The sequence below is a fragment of the Streptomyces sp. NPDC102402 genome (assembly GCF_044765765.1).
Lineage (GTDB): Bacteria > Actinomycetota > Actinomycetes > Streptomycetales > Streptomycetaceae > Streptomyces.
Window position 1 is genome coordinate 305,677 of record NZ_JBIWKR010000001.1, and the last position, 16,081, is coordinate 321,757.

Annotated in this window: 17 protein-coding genes; 6 read left to right on the top strand and 11 right to left on the bottom strand. The window is 72.0% G+C overall.

Annotated elements, in window-relative coordinates; all coding sequences use genetic code 11:
* Positions 1-111: 111 nt before the first annotated feature.
* The 3 genes from ACIRJR_RS01175 to ACIRJR_RS01185 are packed head-to-tail and all read right to left on the bottom strand — an operon-like array spanning position 112 to position 1,995.
* Positions 112-882 (bottom strand): DUF3710 domain-containing protein, encoded by a 771-nt coding sequence (locus ACIRJR_RS01175; protein ID WP_403771949.1) that lies wholly within the window; start codon positions 880-882, stop codon positions 112-114.
* A 1-nt stretch (position 883) separates the two neighbouring features.
* Positions 884-1,411, bottom strand: a complete 528-nt coding sequence (dut, locus tag ACIRJR_RS01180) for a dUTP diphosphatase (protein WP_403771952.1) — start codon at positions 1,409-1,411, stop codon at positions 884-886.
* Positions 1,411-1,995, bottom strand: coding sequence for a PaaI family thioesterase (locus tag ACIRJR_RS01185; RefSeq protein WP_403771955.1), 585 nt, complete (start codon positions 1,993-1,995; stop codon positions 1,411-1,413). The genes dut and ACIRJR_RS01185 overlap by 1 nt, the downstream gene beginning before the upstream one ends.
* Positions 1,996-2,053: 58 nt before the next feature.
* Between ACIRJR_RS01185 and ACIRJR_RS01190 the strand changes: the two genes are divergently transcribed.
* On the top strand, positions 2,054-2,509 hold the full coding sequence (locus ACIRJR_RS01190; protein ID WP_403771958.1) for a DUF3093 domain-containing protein: 456 nt from the start codon (positions 2,054-2,056) through the stop codon (positions 2,507-2,509).
* 81 nt (positions 2,510-2,590) lie between these two features.
* Here the strand turns inward: ACIRJR_RS01190 and ACIRJR_RS01195 are convergent, their stop codons facing one another.
* The 4 genes from ACIRJR_RS01195 to ACIRJR_RS01210 form a co-directional block, all read right to left on the bottom strand.
* Positions 2,591-3,541 carry a hypothetical protein gene (locus ACIRJR_RS01195; protein WP_403771961.1) on the bottom strand — a complete coding sequence of 317 codons (951 nt, stop codon included), beginning with the start codon at positions 3,539-3,541 and terminating at the stop codon, positions 2,591-2,593.
* Between the two features lie 12 nt (positions 3,542-3,553).
* A complete protein-coding gene (locus ACIRJR_RS01200; RefSeq protein ID WP_003965732.1) occupies positions 3,554-3,850 on the bottom strand; it encodes a DUF4193 domain-containing protein in 297 nt (98 codons plus the stop codon).
* 404 nt (positions 3,851-4,254) lie between these two features.
* Positions 4,255-5,496, bottom strand: a complete 1,242-nt coding sequence (locus ACIRJR_RS01205; protein WP_403771964.1) for a sensor histidine kinase — start codon at positions 5,494-5,496, stop codon at positions 4,255-4,257.
* 7 nt (positions 5,497-5,503) lie between these two features.
* A complete protein-coding gene (locus tag ACIRJR_RS01210) occupies positions 5,504-6,157 on the bottom strand; it encodes a response regulator transcription factor (RefSeq protein WP_403771967.1) in 654 nt (217 codons plus the stop codon).
* Between the two features lie 366 nt (positions 6,158-6,523).
* Here ACIRJR_RS01210 and ACIRJR_RS01215 point away from each other — a divergent pair, with 366 nt between their 5' ends.
* On the top strand, positions 6,524-6,697 hold the full coding sequence (locus ACIRJR_RS01215) for a hypothetical protein (RefSeq protein WP_167747357.1): 174 nt from the start codon (positions 6,524-6,526) through the stop codon (positions 6,695-6,697).
* A gap of 102 nt (positions 6,698-6,799) precedes the next feature.
* Here the strand turns inward: ACIRJR_RS01215 and ACIRJR_RS01220 are convergent, their stop codons facing one another.
* Together ACIRJR_RS01220 and ACIRJR_RS01225 are read right to left on the bottom strand one after the other, a co-directional pair.
* Complete coding sequence (locus ACIRJR_RS01220; RefSeq protein ID WP_403771970.1) at positions 6,800-7,600, bottom strand: inositol monophosphatase family protein; 801 nt, start codon at positions 7,598-7,600, stop codon at positions 6,800-6,802.
* A gap of 72 nt (positions 7,601-7,672) precedes the next feature.
* Entirely contained in the window at positions 7,673-8,797 is a 1,125-nt protein-coding gene (locus tag ACIRJR_RS01225) for a ferrochelatase (protein WP_403771973.1), read from the bottom strand.
* A gap of 124 nt (positions 8,798-8,921) precedes the next feature.
* Between ACIRJR_RS01225 and ACIRJR_RS01230 the strand changes: the two genes are divergently transcribed.
* Both ACIRJR_RS01230 and ACIRJR_RS01235 read left to right on the top strand, forming a co-directional pair.
* Positions 8,922-10,166: an MFS transporter gene (locus tag ACIRJR_RS01230; RefSeq protein ID WP_403771976.1), complete on the top strand. Its 1,245-nt coding sequence runs from the start codon at positions 8,922-8,924 to the stop codon at positions 10,164-10,166.
* Positions 10,126-11,445 (top strand): D-arabinono-1,4-lactone oxidase, encoded by a 1,320-nt coding sequence (locus tag ACIRJR_RS01235; protein WP_403771979.1) that lies wholly within the window; start codon positions 10,126-10,128, stop codon positions 11,443-11,445. Before ACIRJR_RS01230 ends, ACIRJR_RS01235 begins: the two co-directional genes overlap by 41 nt.
* Before the next feature lie 24 nt (positions 11,446-11,469).
* Here ACIRJR_RS01235 and ACIRJR_RS01240 read toward each other — a convergent pair whose 3' ends face one another.
* Positions 11,470-12,540, bottom strand: a complete 1,071-nt coding sequence (locus ACIRJR_RS01240) for a hypothetical protein (protein ID WP_403771982.1) — start codon at positions 12,538-12,540, stop codon at positions 11,470-11,472.
* A gap of 496 nt (positions 12,541-13,036) precedes the next feature.
* Between ACIRJR_RS01240 and sepH the strand changes: the two genes are divergently transcribed.
* Positions 13,037-14,101, top strand: coding sequence for a septation protein SepH (gene sepH / locus ACIRJR_RS01245; RefSeq protein WP_403771985.1), 1,065 nt, complete (start codon positions 13,037-13,039; stop codon positions 14,099-14,101).
* Positions 14,102-14,182: 81 nt separating this feature from the next.
* Here the strand turns inward: sepH and ACIRJR_RS01250 are convergent, their stop codons facing one another.
* Positions 14,183-15,010, bottom strand: coding sequence for a sulfurtransferase (locus ACIRJR_RS01250; protein ID WP_403771988.1), 828 nt, complete (start codon positions 15,008-15,010; stop codon positions 14,183-14,185).
* 239 nt (positions 15,011-15,249) lie between these two features.
* On the opposite strand from ACIRJR_RS01250, the gene ACIRJR_RS01255 reads away from it, so the two are divergent.
* Positions 15,250-16,026 (top strand): VOC family protein, encoded by a 777-nt coding sequence (locus ACIRJR_RS01255; protein ID WP_403771991.1) that lies wholly within the window; start codon positions 15,250-15,252, stop codon positions 16,024-16,026.
* Positions 16,027-16,081 lie beyond the last annotated feature (55 nt).

Genomic DNA, 16,081 nt, shown 5'->3' on the forward strand with positions numbered 1-16,081 from the left:
CGGCAGCCGCCAGTATGTGCATGAGGCACCCGGTGAGGCAATGGAGAGGCCGGTGGGCCGCATCCCCTCCCCGGGATGCGGCCCACCGGCCTCGGACGCGCCGGGGCGCGGTCAGCGCACCTCGGTGATCTCGGGCCCGCGCTGGAGCTGGCCCATGCCGCCGGAGAACTTCGAGCTCTCCTGGTCCTCCTGCTGCACACCCTCGGGCACCATCTGGGCGTCGTCGGGAAGCTTGAGGACGATCGGGTCGCGCGGAGCCATCGGTCCGTCACCGCGGACGACGACGGTGTCCCTGAAGATCGTCTCCAGCAGCCCGGCGGCCTCCGGCTGCACCGCGCCCTGGCCGGAGATCACACCGCGCAGGAACCAGCGCGGCCCGTCGACCCCGACGAAGCGCACCAGCTGTACGCCGTTCTTCCCGTCCGGGAGCTGTACGGGCACCTGGGCACGCAGCTCCCAGCCCAGCGGGCCCTCGACCTCGTCGATGATCCCGCCCTGCTGGGTGATGCCCGAGGCGATCTCCTCGCGCACCTCACCCCAGATGCCCTCCTTCTTGGGGGCGGCGAAGGCCTGCAGCTGGACCGCGCTGTCACGCAGCACGACGGTGGCCGCGACGATCGCGTCGCCGGCGACCTCCACCCGGAGCTCCATGCCCTCGACCCCGGGCACGAAGACGCCGCCCAGGTCCACCCTGCCCTCGCCGGGCTTGGAGACCTCGGAGATGTCCCACGGCCCGTCGGGGCGGGGAGCCGGCGGAAGGTTCGTGCGGCGCGAGCCGCTCTCGGCCCCGGTGCCGTCGAGCTCGTCGGCGACCTGCTCGGCCTCGCGCGCTTCGTCCGCCGTGTCCTCGGCGGAACCACTGTTCTTGCGACGTCCGAACACGTCAACGTCCTTCCCGGTCGGATACGACCGAAGCGTAGCTGTTCCCACCCTGGGTGTTACCGCCCGTGACGCCGTCCACTTCGGCATGGCCGCCGGTGGATCCGAAGCCCCCCTCGGCCCGTGCCGAGCCGGGAAGCTCCGTCACCTCGTGGAAACGCACCTTCTCGACCTGCTGGACGACCAGTTGGGCAATCCGGTCGAACCGTTCGAACCTGACGGTCTCGCGCGGGTCGAGATTGACCACGATGACCTTGATCTCCCCACGGTACCCGGCATCGACCGTCCCTGGGGCGTTCACGAGGGCCACTCCGCAGCGGGCGGCGAGGCCCGAACGGGGGTGCACGAAGGCCGCGTAGCCGTCGGGCAGGGCGATCGACACCCCGGTGGGGAGCACCGCCCGTTCCCCGGGGGCGAGTTCGGCGGCCTCGGTGGTGACCAGATCCGCACCGGCGTCGCCCGGATGCCCGTAGCCGGGGATCGGCACGTCCGGGTCGACCCTGCGGATGAGTACGTCGACGGGACGGCGCATCAGGGGTTCACCTCGAAGGCACGCGCACGCCTGACCTGGTCCGGGTCGGACATGGCGGCCTGGATGTCCTCCGGCCGTCCGTTGTCGGTGAAGTGCTCCACCTTGACCTCGATGAAGAGGGCTTCGGCGCGTACCGCGACGGGACCCTCCGGGCCGCCGGTCCGTCCTGTCGCGCGGCAGTAGATCTTCCGGCCGTGGACTGCGGTGGCCTCGGCCTCCAGGAAGAGCACGGTGCCCACGGGGACCGGCAGGACGTAGTCGGTCTCCAGCCGTCCGGTCACCGCGATGACCCGCAGCAGCCAGCTCAGGGCGCCGAGAGTCTCGTCCATCGCCGTGGCCAGGACCCCGCCGTGGGCGAGTCCCGGAGCGCCCTGGTGGGCGGCCTTCACGGTGAACTCGGCGGTGACACTCACGCCCTCTCCGGCCGTCGCCCGGAGGTGCAGTCCGTGCGGCTGTCCGCCCCCGCAGCCGAAACAGTGTTCGTAGTGGGAGCCGAGGATGTCGCCGGGCGCCGGGGCGTCGGGGTGCCGGACGGGCTTCACCGCGTCGGCCGGGGGTGTCAGACGTGCAGATGTTCCACTCACAGGCGCAGACCTTACCCGCGCTGCCGCCCGCGGGTCGCGCCGTGCCAAGCTTGCTTTCATGCAGCCTTCCGCACCCCCCTTCGACGAACGCCTCACCGCACCCCGTTCGTGGTGGCTCATCGCGTTCGGCATCGGCGTCGCCTGCGCGCTGATGCTCCTGCCGGTCGGCACCCTGCCCATGCTCGGCGGCCTGGTCGCCGGCACGGCGGCGGCGTGCGCGGGCGTGAGTTCGTACGGCTCGGCGCGCATCCGGGTCGTGGCGGGCGCCCTCGTCGCGGGCGACGCCCGGATCCCCCTGGAGGCCCTCGGCGACGCCGAGGTGCTGGACGGGGAGGAGGCGCGCGCCTGGCGGTCGTACAAGGCGGATCCCCGCGCCTTCATGCTGCTGCGCAGCTACGTCCCCACGGCGGTGCGGGTGAAGGTCACGGACCCGGCCGACCCGACGCCGTACCTCTATCTGTCAACCCGTGAGCCGCAGGCCCTGGTGGCGGCACTCGCGCCCGTACCCGCCTAGGACCTTCGAGCCCGGCATGATCCGGACGAGAGGCCATGGGGCGGGAGTCTCCGTACCGGGGCGGGTCCTCGTGTCCGGCCGTCAGCGGCCGGGATCGTCCAGGCCCTCGGGGAGCTCCTCCGCGGGCCGCGCGGGCTGTTCCAGCGCGGGAAGCTCCGTGAGGCGGTCCCAGGGGACCTGATCGCGCCGCAGGTCGCTCCTGACCCGGTCGGCGAGCTTTCTGGTGTCCCGACGGTTCATCATCGCGCCGACGGCGGCACCGATCATGAACGGGATGAGATTCGGCAGGTCGCGCACGGTGCGCTTCATGATCTGCTGGCGCAGTTCACGCTTCATCTGCCCGCCCAGGGCCGCGTTGAGCGTGGTGGGGCGGGAGACGTCGATGCCGCGCTCCTCGGTCCAGGACGTCAGATACGCGGTGCTGCGCTGGCCGAGGTTGCCCGGAGGGCGCCTGCCGTAGACCTCGTGCAGCTCGGCGACGAGCTTCATCTCGACGGCGGCGACCCCGGTGATCTCCGCTGCCAGCTCCGCGAGCATGGCGGGAGGTACGGGCATCATCGCGGCGGCCCCGATGCCGGCGCCGACGGCAGCGGTGGCGCCGCACGCGCCCGCGACCAGCTTGTCGGCGAGTTCTTCGGGGCCGAGCCCCGGGAACTGCTTGCGCAAGGTGGCGAGGTCCCGTACGGGGACGCGGGGAGCGATGTCGATGATGCGGTCGGCCACCACGCCGACTGCGGCGACGGCGCTCTCCCGGCTCTTGCGCACGCCTCGTCTCAGTGTGTGCAGGCGGCCGGATCCCTTCGGGGCCGGTCCGTCCTGCCCGGACCCGGAGGGCGGGTCCGCCGCCCGTACCGCTTCGAGCGAGGCCGGAAGGCCCCGCCCGTCGTCAGGTGTGCCGGGAGAGGCAGGCAGGGCGGCCTGGTGCTCGGCAGCGGGGCTCTCGCCCTCTGCCGGGCCTGTGCCGCCCTGATGCGCCTCCGACGACTTCGTGCGCCGCAAGCGCCGCTTCCGGAACGGTGTGTCGCCTGCCACGGCCGACCGGCCTCAGTCGCAGTCGCGGCAGATGGGCTGACCGTTCTTCTCGCGCGCCAGCTGGCTGCGGTGGTGCACGAGGAAGCAGCTCATGCAGGTGAACTCATCGGCCTGCTTGGGCAGGACGCGCACGGCCAGCTCTTCGTTGGACAGGTCTGCGCCGGGCAGCTCCAGTCCCTCTGCCGCGTCGAACTCGTCCACGTCGACGGCGGACGCCGTCTTGTCGCTCCGACGAGCCTTGAGCTCTTCGAGGCTGTCCTGGTCCACGTCGTCGTCGGTCTTGCGTGGGGTGTCGTAATCCGTTGCCATGTCGCTCTCCCCCTCTTGGGTGTCTGCGGTGTCTCAGCGCACGTAACGCGTGAGAGGCCGGACTTGTGCCCGACCTGAGGCGGAGATTTTGCCTCACATCAAGGTCTGTTACTCAATCGACACCCAACCGGATCTCTCGTGAGCGATCAGCTTGGGTGGCGAAGGGGACCGTACACGGTCCGATTGCTGCAGTTCACGGGCGCCACCCCGTGTACTTCCCGTGATATCTACCCCCGGAAACCCGGACGTTTCCAGGCTTTCGGACGGACATGTGATCACGGAGAGTAGAGGGACCTAAATTCGCTTCTGTGATCGATCACACAGGGGCGGAACGGAAACGCGGTTCAAAAATTCCGCCCAAAGCGAACAGAGTCATCCAATGCGACTTCACACCGTGAAGCCTCTCAGACCGGAAGGGTGACGCGCATCACGAGACCACCGCCCTCGCGGGGCTCCGCGATGATACGGCCTCCGTGCGCCCTCGCGACGGACCGCGCGATCGACAGGCCGAGCCCGACCCCCTTGTCGCTGCCCGTGCGCTCCGTGCGCAGCCGCCGGAACGGCTCGAAGAGGTTGTCGATCTCGTACGCCGGCACGACGGGCCCGGTGTTCGAGACGGTCAGGACCGCCTGGCCGTGCTGGAGCTCGGTGGTGACCTCGACCCAGCCCGCCTCCGGCACGTTGTAGCGCACGGCGTTCTGCACGAGGTTCAGCGCGATGCGTTCCAGGAGGACCCCGTTGCCCTGGACAACCGCGGAGGCACGCTCACCGCGGATCTCCACGCCCATCGCCGTGGCCTCGGTCCTCGCCTGGTCGATGGCGTGGTCGGCGACCTCGGCGAGGTCCACGGGCTTGCGCTCGACGATCTGGTTGTCGCTGCGGGCGAGCAGCAGCAGCCCTTCGACCAGTTGTTCACTGCGCTCGTTCGTGGCCAGGAGCGTCTTGCCGAGCTGCTGGAGCTCCGTGGGGGCCTCCGGGTCGGAGAGGTGCACCTCCAGCAGGGTGCGGTTGATCGCCAGGGGTGTCCGCAGCTCGTGCGAGGCGTTCCCCACGAACCGCTGCTGCGCGGTGAAGGCCCGTTCGAGGCGGTCCAGCATCTCGTCGAAGGTGTCGGCGAGCTCCTTCAGCTCGTCGTCGGGGCCGTCCAGCTCGATCCTGCGGGTCAGATCCGTTCCGGCCACCCTGCGGGCGGTACGGGTGATCCGGCCGAGCGGGGACAGGACGCGCCCCGCCATCGCGTACCCGAAGGCGAAGGCGATGATGCTGAGGCCCACGAGTGCGAGCAGTGCCCGGTTCAGCAGCGAGTCGAGGGCGTGCTGCCGCTGGGCCGCGGTGCAGTCCTTGATCGCCTCGTTGAGCTGGCCGTTGTTCTGCGCGGAGCCGAGCTGCGGACACATGTCGCTGGAGATCCGCACGTTGGTCCCGGAGACCTGGAACTCCAGACCGCCCGCGTCGTGCAGTGCCTGGGCGGCCAGCATGTAGATGATCGACAGCAGCAGGATGCCCGCGATGAGGAACATCCCGCCGTACAGGAGCGTGAGCCGTATCCGGATGGTCGGGCGCAGCCAGGGGTACGGGGATTCCTGCGCCTTGGGTTCCCAGGTCGGTTTCGGCGGCGCCTTCATGGGCGCCGGGGAGGCTGCCATCACGTCCTCAGATCCGGTATCCGGAGCCCGGGACCGTGACGATGACCGGTGGCTCGCCGAGTTTGCGCCGCAGGGTCATGACGGTCACCCGCACCACGTTGGTGAACGGATCCGTGTTCTCGTCCCACGCCTTCTCCAGCAGCTGCTCGGCCGAGACGACCGCGCCCTCGCTGCGCATCAGGACCTCCAGGACGGCGAACTCCTTCGGGGCGAGCTGGATCTCCTGCTCGTCCCGGAAGACCTCGCGGCGGTTGGGGTCCAGCTTGATCCCTGCCCGCTCCAGCACGGGCGGCAGCGCGACCGTGGTGCGGCGCCCCAGAGCGCGTACGCGGGCGGTCAGCTCGCTGAAGGCGAAGGGCTTGGGCAGGTAGTCGTCCGCCCCGAGCTCCAGACCCTCGACCCGGTCGCTGACGTCACCGGACGCGGTGAGCATCAGGACCCGGGTGGGCATGCCGAGCTCGACGATCCTTCGGCAGACGTCGTCGCCGTGCACCACCGGGAGGTCCCGGTCCAGCACGACGACGTCGTAGTCGTTGACCCCGACGCGCTCGAGGGCCGCCCCTCCGTCGTAGACGACGTCGACGGCCATGGCCTCCCGGCGCAGCCCGGTGGCCACCGCATCGGCGAGCAGCTGCTCGTCCTCGACGACGAGTACGCGCACGGCGCAGTCCTTCCCTAGATCTCCGAAAAAACGGCGAGCGGCCTCAGATCCGGCCGCCCGCCGCACGTCAGCGGCACCGACTGTGCGCGTCCATCCTGCCCGTAACGCGCATAAACCGGCGGTAAGACGGCGCGGCACCGATCATCGCTCCGGGGAATCGATCGGATTCCCGGGCCAGTTGAGGTTTCTCGCGGGCCGCCGACGGGGAGGACGCTCTCACACCCGCGATCACGCCATGCATGTGGCGTTCCACAGCCCGTCCTGCTTCCAGAGGGACTGCGTGATCACCCGCACTCCGGCCGCCCGCGGACCGGAGGACCACCGGGCACACCCCCGTGCCACCGACCCACGACGAGGGGGCGCTTCATGGACGCTTTCACCGCAGGTCTGCTGCAACGAATCAAGACCACCGAGTCCGACCTCACGAGGGCTCGCGAGACGGGCGACGACTTCCTCGCGGATGTCGAGCAGGGAGAGCTCGACGACCTGCACCGCCTCGCCGCCGAGCACGGCGTGGAAGTCGGCGCCACAACCGTCTGAGCCGCCACGAGAGGGCCCCGGGGCTGTCATGGCTTCCCGGGGCCCTCTCGTGCGCGGTGCGCCGCCCCTGGGTGCCGCGGTGGGCTCCGGGAGGGGCTTGCGTCAGTCGTGCCAGGCGCCCAGTTCCTCGAGGAGCGCCTGCAGCGGCTCGAAGACGCCGGGGGTCGCGGCGACCGTGAGGTCTCCGTCCGCCGGCCGTCCGGGCCTGCCTCCGGTGAGGGCGCCTGCCTCCCTCGCGATGAGATCGCCCGCCGCGACGTCCCAGGGGTGGAGCCCGCGCTCGTAGTAGCCGTCGAGCCGGCCGGCCGCGACGTCGCAGAGTTCGATGGCGGCCGATCCGCCGCGCCGGATGTCCCGCACCCGCGGGATCAGCTGCTGGGCCACGGCCGCCTGGTGGGTGCGGACCTCGGTGACGTAGTTGAAGCCGGTCGCCACCAGGGCCTGGCCGAGGGGGGCCGTGGGGCGGCACCGCAGCCGTTCGCCGTTCCCGTACGCGCCGCCTCCGAGCACCGCGTGGAACGTCTCACGCCGCATCGGGGCCTCGACCACGCCGACGACCCGCTCCCCGTCGCGCTCGGCGGCGATGGAGACCGACCAGGTGGGGAGGGAGTAGAGGTAGTTCACCGTGCCGTCCAGCGGGTCGATGACCCACCGGATGCCGCTCGTGCCCTCGGCGCTCGCTCCCTCCTCCCCGAGGAAGCCGTCGGCGGGGCGGTGCTCGGAGAGGTAGCCGGTGATCAGCTTCTCCGCCCGGATGTCCATCTCGGTGACCACGTCGATCGGGCTGGACTTCGTCGCGGCCACCCCGAGGTCGGCGGGACGGCCGTCCCGCAGCAGCGCGCCGGCCCTGCGGGCCGCGTCGAGGGCGAGATCGAGGAGTTCGGAGAGCAGGGGGTCGGTCACAACGCTCCAGACGTGGTGTCGCGGGGCCGGTACGGGCGTGCGGTGAGCCCGTACCGGCGGGGAGGCGGGCGGTCAGAACGGGCTGTCGGCGCCGGCGGCCGCCGGCTTGGGGGCCCTGGCGGGACAGCAGCCGGCCGGACACAGGTCGTGGGAGGGGCCGAGCGCACCCAGCGCGCACGGGGTGACCGGGCGCTCCTGCTCGGCGGCGGCGCGCTCCAGGAGCAGCTCACGCACGGCGGCGGCGAACCGGGGGTCCGCCCCCACCGTCGCGGAACGGCGGACCGGCAGGCCCAGCTCGGCGGCCTTCGCCGTGGCCTCCGTGTCCAGGTCGTACAGCACCTCCATGTGGTCGGAGACGAAGCCGATGGGGGCCATGACGACGGCGGGGACGCCCTCGCCGTGGAGCGCCTCCAGGTGGTCACAGATGTCGGGCTCCAGCCACGGGATGTGCGGGGCGCCGCTGCGCGACTGGTAGACGAGCCGCCACGGGTGCTCGACGCCGGTCTCCTCGCGCACGGCCTCGGTGATCAGCCGGGCGACGTCCAGGTGCTCGGCGACGTACGAGCCGCCGTCGCCGTGGGTCTCCGCCGGCCCGGAGGCGTCGGCCGCCGAGATGGGGATGGAGTGCGTGGTGAAGGCGAGGTGCGCCCCCGTCCTGACGTCCTCGGGGAGATCGGCCAGCGAGGCGAGCACACCGTCCACCATGGGCCGGACGAAGCCCGGGTGGTTGAAGTAGTGCCGCAGCTTGTCGACGCGGGGCACCGCGAGCCCCTCGGCCTCCAGCGCGGACAGCGACTCCGCCAGGTTCTCGCGGTACTGGCGGCAGCCGGAGTACGAGGCGTAGGCGCTGGTGGCGAGGACGGCGATCCTGCGGTGCCCGTCCGTGATCATCTCGCGGAGCGTGTCGGTGAGGTACGGGGCCCAGTTGCGGTTGCCCCAGTACACCGGCAGGTCGAGCCCGTGGCCGGCGAAGTCCTCGCGCAACGCGTCGAGCAGGGCCCTGTTCTGCGCGTTGATCGGGCTCACGCCCCCGAAGAGGAAGTAGTGCTTGCCGACCTCCTTGAGCCGCTCCTCGGGGATGCCCCGGCCGCGTGTCACGTTCGCGAGGAACGGGACCACGTCGTCAGGGCCTTCGGGACCGCCGAAGGAGAGCAGCAGCAGGGCGTCGTAGGGAGCGGGATCGCGCAGACCGGACATGCACCCGATCCTGCCACCCGCCGCCGGCCGCACGGCAACCGCCACCGGCGGGTCCCCCCTCAGTCGTCCGCCCGTAAGCTGTATCGGCCCCCAGCACTCCTGACAGGCCTTCCCGGAGCACCCCTTGCCCAGCCCTTACCGCGCCATCTTCGCCGCCCCGGGCACCCGGGAGTTCTCAGCGGCCGGGTTCCTCGGCCGGATGCCGCTGTCCATGATGGGGATCGGCGTGGTGACGATGGTCTCCCAGCTCACCGGCCGCTACGGGCTGGCGGGTGCGCTCTCCGCGACCCTCGCCATGGCGGCCGCCGTCACGGGGCCGCAGGTCTCACGGCTGGTGGACCGCTACGGGCAGCGCCGGGTGCTCCGTCCCGTCACACTCCTCGCCGCCGCTTCGGTGGCCGGGCTGCTGGTCTGCGCCCAGCAGCGGCTGCCCGACTGGACCCTGTTCGTCTTCGCCGCGGGCGCCGGCTGCGTGCCGAGCGTGGGGTCGATGGTCCGGGCCCGCTGGGCCGAGATCTACCGGGGCACCGGACGCCGGCTGCACACCGCGTACGCCTGGGAGTCGATCGTCGACGAGGTGTGCTTCATCTTCGGGCCCATCGTCTCCATCGGACTGTCCACCGCCTGGTTCCCGGAGGCCGGTCCCCTGCTCGCCGGCACGTTCCTGGTGGCCGGTGTCTTCTGGCTGACGTCCCAGCGGGCGACCGAACCCGTGCCGCACCCGAAGGAGCACCACACGAGCGCTTCGGCCCTGCGTTCGACCGGCCTCCAGGTGCTGGTGGTCACCTTCGTCGCCACCGGGGCCATCTTCGGAGCGGTGGACGTGGTGACCGTGGCCTTCGCCGAGGAGCGGGGCCACAAGGCCGCGGCCAGCCTCGTGCTGGCCGTCTACGCCCTGGGGTCGTGCCTCGCCGGGGCGGTGTTCGGCCTGCTGCGTCTGCGGGGGAGGTCTTCCACCAGGTGGCTGGTGGGAGTGTGTGCGATGGCCGTGAGTATGATCCCCCTCCAACTGGCCGGGAGCCTGCCGTTCCTGGCCGTGGCGCTCTTTGTCGCGGGCCTCGCCATCGCACCGACGATGGTCACCACGATGGCTCTCGTCGAACAGCACGTACCACGCACCCAGCTCACCGAGGGCATGACCTGGACCAGCACAGGACTCGCGGTCGGGGTGGCGCTCGGCTCCTCCGCCGCAGGCTGGGTCGTCGACGCCTCCGGGGCGGAGGCGGGGTACGCGGTGCCCGCCGTGGCGGGAGCGCTCGCGGCCGCGGTGGGGTTCCTGGGGTATCGCCGGCTCACCGAGCCGGTACCTACGGGAGGGCGCGGGGAAGATGACCGACACCTACGCACGGACGGCGAGCACGTGGCGTAACTGGGCGGGCAACGTCACCGCCCGGCCGGCACGCGTGGCGTCCCCCGCCTCGGTCGACGAACTCGCGGCGGTGCTCCGCAGGGCGTCCGAGGACGGTCTGACGGTGAAGCCCGTCGGCACCGGCCATTCGTTCACCGCGACCGCCGCGACCGACGGGGTCCTCATACGCCCGGACCTGCTCACCGGCATCCGCGACATCGACCGTACGGCGATGACCGTGACGGTCGAGGCGGGCACGCCGCTCAAGCGCCTGAACGCGGCGCTCGCCCGTGAGGGGCTCTCCCTCACCAACATGGGCGACATCATGGAGCAGACGGTCGCCGGGGCGACCTCCACGGGTACCCACGGAACCGGCCGCGACTCGGCGTCGGTCGCCGCCCAGATCCGCGCGCTGGAGATGGTCACGGCCGACGGCACGGTGCTGCGCTGCTCGCCCGACGAGAACCCGGACGTCTTCGCGGTGGCGCGGATCGGGCTCGGCGCGCTCGGCGTGGTCACCGCCGTCACCTTCGCGGTGGAGCCCGTCTTCCTCCTCACCGCCCGTGAGGAGCCGATGACCTTCGACCGGGTGACGGCCGACTTCGACCGGCTCGTCACGGAGAACGAGCACTTCGAGTTCTACTGGTTCCCGCACACCGGCAACTGCAACACCAAGCGCAACAACCGCAGCGCCGGGCCCGCCGCTCCGCCCGGGCGGGTCAGCGGCTGGATCGAGGACGAACTCCTCTCGAACGGCGTCTTCCAGGTCGCCTGCGCGGTCGGCCGCGCCGTCCCCGGCGCCATCCCCTCGATCGCGCGGATCTCCAGCCGCGCCCTGTCGGCCCGTACGTACACCGACATCCCCTACAAGGTGTTCACCAGCCCCCGCCGGGTGCGCTTCGTCGAGATGGAGTACGCGGTGCCGCGCGAGAGGGCCGTCGAGGCCCTGCGTGAGCTCAAGGCCATGGTGGAGCGCTCACCGCTGCGGATCAGCTTCCCGGTGGAGGTCCGCACGGCGCCCGCGGACGACATCGCGCTCTCCACGGCGTCGGGCCGGGAGAGCGCGTACATCGCGGTGCACCTGTACCGGGGCACGCCCTACCAGGCGTACTTCACGGCCGTCGAGCGGATCATGACGGGGTACGACGGCCGCCCGCACTGGGGCAAGATCCACACCCGGGACTCCGGTCACCTCGCCGCGGCCTACCCACGGTTCGGCGAGTTCACCGCCGTACGCGACCGGCTCGACCCGGACCGCCTGTTCACCAACGACTACCTGCGCCGCGTGCTCGGGGACTGAGCACCTCGGGCGCGGCGGCACCGGTCACCGGCCCGTGTCCGTCCCGGCGGCGGGCCCGTCCTGGCCGTCCGGGGCCTCGTCGGCTCCGGACGGTTCCGGTGCGGCCGGTGTGGTGCCGTCGGGGCCCGGTGTCGCCGGGGCGCTGGGCTGCGGGGTGGTGGCCCCGGCGGACGCCGAGGGCGTGGGGGTGGGGCCGGTCGTCGTACCGTCGTCGCCGGAGGGGTCGGGCAGCCCGCTCCGGCCGTCGTCCGGGCCGGTCCCGGGAGTCGTCGGGCTCACGCCGGGCGTGCCGCCGTCGTTCCGCCGGTCCTCGCCGTCACCGTCCTGGACGGTGCTCCCCGAGGGCGACGGCGAGGCCGGGCCACCGTGCCGCTCCCCGCTCACGACGGAGCCGATCGTCGTTCCCCCGTTACCGCCCAGGTCGTGGCCGGAGGCCATTTCGTACACGGTGATCCCGGCCATGGACAGCGCGAAGACCCCGGTGGCCACGAGGACGGACCGCTTCCAGCCCCGGACACGGGTGCCGTGGGTACGGGCGTCGGAGTAGGCGTCGTCCGTGGGCCCGTCGCCGTGGCCGGGGCCTGCCGGGGCGGCCTCGCCGGGCCGGACCTGGCGCAGCATCGTGGTGCGCTCGGCGCCGGGCTCAGCCTCACCGGGCCGGACCTGCCGCAGGAGCGTGGTGCGCTCGGCGCCGGGCTCAGCCTCGCCGGGCCGGACCTGCCGCAGGAGCGTGGTGCGCTCCGCCCCGGTCTCCGCCGTGCGCAGCACCGTCGTCGCGCCGTCCTCCTGGCGGCCCGGCGCGGGCCGTGTCTCCCGGGTCCGCACGGTCACCTGACGGCCCGCCGGATGCTTCACCTGGACGGTGACTTCGCGGATCTGCTCCCCGGTGCGGCGGAAGAAGTGCTGGAAGACAGATCCCCCGCAGGTGGCCACCACACTCATCACGCCGGCGCCGGCGATCGTTCCGTACACACCGAGCTGCGAGGCCATCACCGCCGCCGCGACCGCCGCGACGGCGCTGCCCGCGACCTGCGGCAGGCTCAGATCTATGCGCCTTTCCTTGCGTTCCGCATCACTCTGCGGCTTCTGAACCATGATCAGCCCCTGCTCGACAACTACCCCACCTTGCACCAGGAAGGGACATTTGAGCGAACGAGATAGTTCCATTTCTGGAGATTGTGTGAAGCAGCACACGCATCGGGCACATGCCGCACATCACGGGGCAGTCCAACTCCCGTACTTCGCGAGAACTTCGGCGGCGCGCCGGTCCACCCACGTGGCCCGAATGGAGTACTGTGGCGAGCCCTGGGGCCGGACTCCCGCACGGATGTCCGGAACCTACGGGAGGGGGCCGAAGGCCGGCACCCGAACCGGCGGCGCCGCGGCATCGCACGGGCGCCTGCTGCATGGAGCGACCATCCGGTCGCTCCGCGTCGCAAAGGTGACCGTGTCATAGTGGCGTTCCAGGGCCGAGGCCCGACACGCCGGGTAACTTGGCAAGGTTGTGGCAGGCTGAACCCGGGCAGGTCACACTCGACTAGCGGAAGCAGCGACGCACGTGACGTCGGCAGGCACCACCCGGGAGGTTCCCATGCCCGAACTGCGTGTCGTGGCCGTCTCAAACGACGGCACACGACTGGTGCTCAAGGCTGCGGACAGCACGGAGTACACGCTTCCGATCGATGAGCGGCTGCGTGCCGCCGTGCGCAATGACCGCGCCCGGCTCGGCCAGATCGAGATCGAGGTGGAGAGCCATCTCCGCCCCCGCGACATCCAGGCGCGTATACGTGCCGGCGCCTCCGCCGAGGAGGTAGCCCAGTTCGCCGGCATTCCGGTGGACCGGGTGCGCCGCTTCGAGGGCCCTGTGCTCGCGGAGCGCGCGTTCATGGCCGAGCGCGCCCGTAAGACTCCCGTGCGACGCCCCGGCGAGAACACCGGCCCGCAGCTCGGCGAAGCCGTGCAGGAGCGGCTGCTGCTGCGCGGCGCCGACAGGGAGACCGTGCAGTGGGACTCCTGGCGCCGGGACGACGGCACCTGGGAGGTCCTGCTGGTCTACCGCGTCGCGGGCGAACCGCACTCGGCGAGCTGGACGTACGACCCGCCGCGTCGGCTGGTCCAGGCCGTGGACGAAGAGGCGCGCTCGCTGATCGGCGAGACCGACGACGTCGCGGCACCGGAGCCGAGCTTCCCGTTCGTGCCCCGGATCGCCCGGCTGCCGCGCGACCGGCCGCTGGACCGTGCGCTGGACCGGCAGATCGAGCGCCCCGCATCTCCGGCTCCGGAGCCGGAGGAGCGCGTCAGCGGTGTGTCGGCAGGCGAGCGCGACTCGCTGACCAGCCTCCTGGAGGCGGTTCCGAGCTTCCGTGGCGACATGATCGTCCCGGAGCTGCCCTCCCAGCCCGAGGCGCCCGCGCTCGAGCCCGCGTCGCAGGAGGAGCCCGAAGCGGACGAGCCTCCGGCCGCCGCGGCGTCCGCGGGTGCGGGTTCCGCCTACGCCGATGTCCTGATGCCCCGGGCCGTGGCCGGCCACCGCGACCGGCTGACCGGGACGACGGACCGCCAGGCCGAGGCGGACGGCGTCCGTCCGGGACGCCGTGCGGCGGTGCCCAGCTGGGACGAGATCGTCTTCGGCACCCGCCGGAAGAAGCAGGACTGAGGGCGCCCGGACACCCGTGGCGCGAAGAGGGCCCGTACGCAGAGGCGTACGGGCCCTCGCTCCGTCCGGAGAGCGGCCGTGTCAGACGGGGTCGGGCCCGGTGGCGACGGGACGGGACTCGTCGGAGGACCACTCCGACCAGGAGCCGGCGTACAGGGCGGCCCGGTACCCGGCGAGTTCGAGGGCCAGCACCTCGTGGGCGCCCGAGACGCCGGAGCCGCAGTAGACACCGACCTCTGTCGCACCGTCGGCGCCCAGGGCCCTGAACCGCGAGGTCAGCGAGCCGGAGGGCAGGAAGCGTCCCTCCGGGCCGACGTTCTGCGCGGTCGGGGCGGACACCGCGCCGGGGATGTGGCCGCCGACCCGGTCGATCGGCTCGACGTCCCCCCGGTAGCGCTCGGCGGCACGCGCGTCGAGCAGCAGGCCGGAACGGGCCAGATCAGCGGCCGCGTCCGCGTCCAGGACGTCGAGCGCGCCCGGCTGCGGCCGGAAGTCGCCCTCGGCGGGCTCCGGGATGCCGGTGGAGAGCTCGCCCGTCCACGCCGCGAGGCCGCCGTCCAGCACGCGGACATCGGCGTGCCCGGTCCAGCGCAGCAGCCACCAGGCACGGGCCGCCGCCCATCCCTGGCCTCCGTCGTAGACCACCACGGGAGTCCCGCGGCCGACCCCCGCGCGCCGCATGACCGCCCCGAAGGCCTCCGGGTCCGGCAGGGGATGACGGCCGCCCTCGCCGGCCGGGCCTGCGAGCTCGGCGTCGAGATCGACGAACACCGCGCCCGGCAGGTGCCCGGCTTCGTAGTCGGCGCGGCCGTTCGGTCCGCCGAGCTGCCAGCGGATGTCCAGGACCACCGGGGGTCGCGCCCCCGCCGACTCGCTCGTGTATTCGGATGCGGTGATGATGGGCTTCATGGGTGCCATCTTCGCGCAGGGGCCACCCCTCGTGTCGCCGCATCGAAGCGGACGTACCACATCAAAACGGTCTTAGGTGTTTGCGTAAGCCGCGAAACGCGGCGCGGCCGGGGTGCCTCGGAGCCTGAGTGGTGCGAGCATCTGCACGGAGCGTACGCACCCGTATCCGTACCGCTGGACGCCGTGCAGGCCCCGTCCCCCCGTACGGCCGCCACGATGGTACGAGGAGAGAGAAGAAGATGACCGAGGCTGCCGCCCGGCGCGCGCCCGGAGCGCCGTGCTGGGTGAGTCTGATCGTGCACGGCCTGACCGCGACCCAGGACTTCTACAGCCGGCTGTTCGGCTGGGAGTTCCGGCCGGGCCCTGAACAGCTGGGGCCCTACGTCCGCGCCCTGCTGTCCGGCAAGGAGGTCGCGGGCATCGGACAACTGCCGCCCGACCGGCACCTCCCGATCGCCTGGACGACCTATCTCGCCAGCGAGGACGCGGGAGTCACGGCGGAGGCGATCCGCTCCTGCGGCGGGACGGTGGCCGTCGGCCCCATCGACGCGGGGAACGCCGGCCGCCTCCTGCTCGCGTCCGACCCGAGCGGAGCGGTCTTCGGCGTCTGGCAGGCCGCCGAGCACCTCGGCACCGCACTCGCCGGCACTCCGGGCACCCCCGTGTGGAACGAGCTGGTGACCAGGGAGACGGCGTCGGTCGCCACGTTCTACCGGACCGTGTTCGGATTCGAGACCGAGGCGGTCGTGTCGGCGGACTTCGACTACCAGACCCTGCACCTCCAGGGCCGCCCCGTGGCCGCCCTGCACGGCGTGGGGCACGCACTGCCACGCGACCGCGGCCCTCACTGGATGACCTACTTCCAGGTCGCCGACACCGACGAGGCGGCGGCACGTGTGGTGGAGCTCGGGGGCCACGTGCTGCGGGCCCCCAGGGACGCCTCCAGCGGCAGGCTGGCGACCGTGTCGGACCCCGAAGGCGCGGTGTTCACGATCGTCCGGCCACCTGGCAGCTGACCTCGGTCCGCCGGGTCCACGAGCTGGTCACCACGCCGGCCGACGAGGCGATCGC